General features: G+C 66.1%; 6 protein-coding genes. 5 read left to right on the top strand and 1 reads right to left on the bottom strand.

Annotated elements, in window-relative coordinates; translation table 11 throughout:
* The first annotated feature begins 155 nt into the window (after window positions 1-155).
* Genes ctaD through D183_RS0107250 form a run of 4 tightly spaced genes read left to right on the top strand, consistent with a single transcriptional unit; the run spans window position 156 to window position 3,385 of the window.
* Window positions 156-1,766 (top strand): cytochrome c oxidase subunit I, encoded by a 1,611-nt coding sequence (gene ctaD, locus D183_RS0107265; protein ID WP_017908421.1) that lies wholly within the window; start codon window positions 156-158, stop codon window positions 1,764-1,766.
* The gene (locus D183_RS28130) at window positions 1,766-1,897 is read left to right on the top strand and encodes a hypothetical protein (protein ID WP_010341609.1); all 132 of its coding nucleotides are present in this window, start codon (window positions 1,766-1,768) and stop codon (window positions 1,895-1,897) included. The genes ctaD and D183_RS28130 overlap by 1 nt, the downstream gene beginning before the upstream one ends.
* Window positions 1,894-2,484, top strand: coding sequence for a cytochrome c oxidase assembly protein (locus D183_RS0107255; RefSeq protein ID WP_017908420.1), 591 nt, complete (start codon window positions 1,894-1,896; stop codon window positions 2,482-2,484). The genes D183_RS28130 and D183_RS0107255 overlap by 4 nt, the downstream gene beginning before the upstream one ends.
* A gap of 19 nt (window positions 2,485-2,503) precedes the next feature.
* Window positions 2,504-3,385 carry a cytochrome c oxidase subunit 3 gene (locus D183_RS0107250; protein ID WP_010341611.1) on the top strand — a complete coding sequence of 294 codons (882 nt, stop codon included), beginning with the start codon at window positions 2,504-2,506 and terminating at the stop codon, window positions 3,383-3,385.
* Window positions 3,386-3,634: 249 nt separating this feature from the next.
* On the opposite strand, the gene D183_RS0107245 is transcribed toward D183_RS0107250, so the two are convergent.
* On the bottom strand, window positions 3,635-3,853 hold the full coding sequence (locus D183_RS0107245) for a twin transmembrane helix small protein (RefSeq protein WP_010341612.1): 219 nt from the start codon (window positions 3,851-3,853) through the stop codon (window positions 3,635-3,637).
* Between the two features lie 30 nt (window positions 3,854-3,883).
* Here D183_RS0107245 and D183_RS0107240 point away from each other — a divergent pair.
* Window positions 3,884-4,215 (top strand): SURF1 family cytochrome oxidase biogenesis protein (locus D183_RS0107240; protein WP_017908419.1); only part of this gene is annotated, 332 nt, incomplete at its 3' end.

Below are 4,215 nucleotides of genomic sequence, written 5' to 3'. Positions count from 1 at the left end.
TGCTGCGCCGGCCACCGCCGAACCCGCTGCCGCGCCTGCCGACGCCCCGGCGCCGGCGGCACCGCCGCAGGCGCGGCTGTCGCGTCCTCGTTCCGACTCGCACCTGACCGTGCAAGCCGCCTGATCTCCAGCATTCCTTTTCTGAGGTAGCCGCCATGGCCCATTCGGCAGTCGATCACCACGACGAGCACGGGCATCAGCAGAGCTTCGTCGAGCGTTGGTTCTTCTCGACCAACCACAAGGACATCGGCACGCTGTACCTGCTCTTCAGCTTCACCATGTTCGTCATCGGTGCGGCGATGAGCGTGGTGATCCGCGCCGAACTGGCGCAGCCGGGCCTGCAGTTCGTCAAGCCCGAGTTCTTCAACCAGATGACCACCGTGCACGCGCTGGTGATGATCTTCGGCGGGGTGATGCCGGCGTTCGTCGGCCTGGCCAACTGGATGATCCCGCTGCAGATCGGCGCGCCGGACATGGCGCTGCCGCGCATGAACAACTGGTCGTTCTGGCTGCTGCCGGTGGCCTTCACCCTGCTGCTGCTGACCCTGTTCCTGCCCGGCGGCGCGCCGGCCGGCGGCTGGACCATGTATCCGCCGCTGATGCTGCAGGGCGGCTACAACGTCGCCTTCTCGGTGTTCGCCATCCACGTCGCCGGCATCAGCTCGATCATGGGCGCGATCAACATCATCGCCACCGTGCTCAACATGCGCGCGCCCGGCATCGACCTGCTGAAGATGCCGATCTTCTGCTGGGCCTGGCTGATCACCGCGTTCCTGCTGATCGCGGTGATGCCGGTGCTGGCCGGCGCGGTGACCATGCTGCTCACCGACAAGTTCTTCGGCACCTCGTTCTTCAGCGCCGCCGGCGGCGGCGACCCGGTGATGTACCAGCACATCTTCTGGTTCTTCGGGCATCCCGAGGTCTACATCATGATCCTGCCGGCGTTCGGCGTGATCAGCGAAATCATCCCGACCTTCAGCCGCAAGCCGCTGTTCGGCTACCAGGCGATGGTCTACGCGATCGCGGCGATCGCGTTCCTGAGCTTCATCGTCTGGGCGCACCACATGTTCACCGTGGGCATGCCGCTGGGCGGCGAGATCTACTTCATGTTCGCCACCATGCTGATTTCCATCCCGACCGGGGTGAAGGTGTTCAACTGGGTCAGCACCATGTGGCAGGGCTCGATGACCTTCGAGTCGCCGATGCTGTGGTCCATCGCCTTCGTCATCCTGTTCACCATCGGCGGTTTCTCCGGGCTGATGCTGGCGATCGTGCCGGCCGACTTCCAGTACCACGACACCTATTTCGTGGTCGCGCATTTCCACTACGTGCTGGTCACCGGCGCGGTGTTCGCGCTGATCGCGGCGGTGTACTACTGGTGGCCGAAGTGGACCGGGCGCATGTACAACGAGGCCTGGGCCAAGTTCCACTTCTGGTGGACGATGCTGTTCGTCAACCTGCTGTTCTTCCCGCAGCACTTCCTCGGCCTGGCCGGCATGCCGCGGCGCATCCCCGACTACAACGTGGTGTTCGCCGACTGGAACCTGGTCAGCTCGATCGGCGCGTTCGGCATGTTCGTCACTCCGTTCCTGATGGCCGGCATCCTGCTGGCGTCGCTGCGCAACGGCGCACGCGCCGAAGCGCGTTCGTGGGAAGGCGCGCGCGGCCTGGAGTGGACGGTGCCGTCGCCGGCGCCGGCGCACACCTTCACCCTGCCGCCGGTGATCAAGCCCGGCGACCTGGCCCACGACGACATCAGCCACTGATGACCGCGCAACCGCCGCTCGACGACCTGGTCCTGCGCCGCAAGCGTGCGGCGCGCACCGCGCTGGTGGTCGGCGCGGTGGCGCTGGCGATCTACGTCGGCTTCATCCTTTCGGGGGTGCTGGGCCGATGAACGCGCCAGCGCCGCGGGTGCACAGCAGTGCCGGGCTGTTCAAGCTGGTCGGCGTGGCGCTGGCGGTGTTCGTGCTGACCTTCTCGCTGGTGCCGCTGTACCGCATCGCCTGCGAGAAGGTGTTCGGCGTGCGCCTGGAGCGCGGCCCCGGCGAAGGCCCGCAAGCTGGCAAGCCGCTGGCGGGCAAGCGCACGGTCACGGTGCAGTTCGATGGCGGGGTGAACTCCAAGCTGCCGTGGTCGTTCCATCCGGAGCAGCTGACCATGCAGGTGGTGCCGGGCGAGCTCAACGAGGCGCTGTACTACGCGCACAACGATGGCGCGCACGCCATCGTCGGCAGCGCGGTGCCGTCGGTGGCGCCGGCACGCGCGTCCGGCTACTTCACCAAGACCGAGTGCTTCTGTTTCACCGCGCAGACCCTGCAGGCCGGCGAGAAACGCGACATGCCGGTGCGCTTCATCGTCGACCCGAACCTGCCCAGCGACATCGGCACCATCACCCTGTCCTACACCTTCTACAAGAACGATGCGCTGAGCGCGGAACTGGGATCGCCGAAACTGGCCGGTTCCGCGCGCGCGGCTCCCTGACCCGACCGGAATGCCTGCCATGGCCCAGCCCAGCACCGACGCCACCGCCAACGCCTACTACGTGCCCAGCCAGAGCCGCTGGCCGTTCATCGGCTCGATCGCGATGTTCGTGACCATGATCGGCGTGGCCAGTTGGCTCAACGACGCGTCCTGGGGCAAGTGGACCTTCTTCACCGGCATCGCGATGCTGGTGGCGACGCTGTTCATGTGGTTCGGCGACGTGATCCGCGAATCGATCGCCGGGCACTACAACCGCCAGGTCGACGTGTCGTTCCGCATGGGGATGGTGTGGTTCATCTTCTCCGAGGTGATGTTCTTCGGCGCCTTCTTCGGTGCGCTGTTCTACACCCGCACCTTCATCCTGCCGTGGCTGGGCGGCGAGGGCGACGGGGTGATGACCAACGCGCTGCTGTGGGACGGCTACTCCGCCGCCTGGCCGACCAACGGCCCCGGTGGTATCGGCGGCCAGTTCCAGACCATTCCGGCCTGGGGCCTGCCGCTGATCAACACGCTGATCCTGCTCAGCTCCGGCGTGACCCTGACCATCGCCCACCACGCGCTCAAGGCCGGCCAGCGCACCCGGCTGATGGTGTTCCAGGCACTGACCGTGGCGCTGGGCTGCACCTTCCTGTACTTCCAGGCCGAGGAGTACATGCATGCCTACAAGGAGCTCAACCTGACCCTGGGCTCGGGCATCTACGGCTCGACCTTCTTCATGCTCACCGGCTTCCACGGCGCGCACGTGCTGCTGGGCACGATCATGCTGCTGGTGATGCTGCTGCGGATCAGCCGCGGCCATTTCAGCCGCGACAACCACTTCGCCTTCGAAGCGGCGGCGTGGTACTGGCACTTCGTCGACGTGGTGTGGCTGGCGCTGTTCCTGTTCGTCTATGTGCTTTGACGGCGGGGATTGGGGAGTTGGGATTGGGGATTGGTGGGTTCCTGCGCGTGCCGGCGTCTCTGGCTGCTGCGTATCGTAGGAGCGGCTTCAGCCGCGACGCGTTACCGGTAAGGCGTCGCGGCTGAAGCCGCTCCTACAAGGAATAGCGATTTTTTACTGGCGGCTTGCGCGCAAAGTGCCCGTGCGGACGGCATGCTGCTATCGAATCCCGAATCCCGAATCCCGAATCCCGAATCCCGAAAGCAACGTCTACCGCCCGAGCCCATGGGGCTTGATCACTCCCGTATAGATGCCCAGGATCACCAGCAGGATCAGGCACACCGATAGGCCGATGCGCCAGGTCAACGCGTTCACCGTGCGCTTGCTCTGGCCGCGGTCCACCAACAGGTAGTACAGGCCGGCGCCCAGGTTCCACAGGATGAGCAGCAGGAACGCGACGATCAGCAAAGTCTTCAGCGAGTCGTTCATGGGCGTCTCGGCACATGGTGTGTCCGCATTATGACCCTCGCCGCTGCCTCGCGCGTGGGTGCGCGCCGGCGCATGCCGCTGTGGTTGGGTTGGAGCGTCGCGTTGGCAGTGGCGCTGGGCTTCTGCGCGCTGGGCCGCTGGCAACTGCAACGCATGCACGAGAAGCAGGCGCTGCTGGCGCAGGCGGCGCATGTGCGCGATCGTCCGCAGACGCTGGCCGATGCGCTGCGCGCGACGCCGCCGGGACAGTTGCGCTGGGTGCATGGCGCCGGCCGCTTCCTGCCCGGCCAGATCCTGCTCGACAACCAGCTGCGGCAGGGCCGCAGCGGGGTGAAGGTGTACCAGCCGTTCCTGGCCGACGG

The organism is Xanthomonas sp. SHU 199 (genome assembly GCF_000364665.1).
GTDB lineage: Bacteria > Pseudomonadota > Gammaproteobacteria > Xanthomonadales > Xanthomonadaceae > Xanthomonas_A > Xanthomonas_A sontii.
Note: the sequence above shows the minus strand (reverse complement) of the source record. Positions and strands in the feature narration are given on the sequence as shown.

Bases quoted from the DNA above. Each gene is read 5' to 3' on its own strand.
- ctaD (WP_017908421.1), top strand. From the start codon at position 156: ATGGCCCATTCGGCAGTCGATCACCACGACGAGCACGGGCATCAGCAG.
- D183_RS28130 (WP_010341609.1), top strand. From the start codon at position 1,766: ATGACCGCGCAACCGCCGCTCGACGACCTGGTCCTGCGCCGCAAGCGT.
- D183_RS0107255 (WP_017908420.1), top strand. From the start codon at position 1,894: ATGAACGCGCCAGCGCCGCGGGTGCACAGCAGTGCCGGGCTGTTCAAG.
- D183_RS0107250 (WP_010341611.1), top strand. From the start codon at position 2,504: ATGGCCCAGCCCAGCACCGACGCCACCGCCAACGCCTACTACGTGCCC.
- D183_RS0107245 (WP_010341612.1), bottom strand. From the start codon at position 3,853: ATGAACGACTCGCTGAAGACTTTGCTGATCGTCGCGTTCCTGCTGCTC.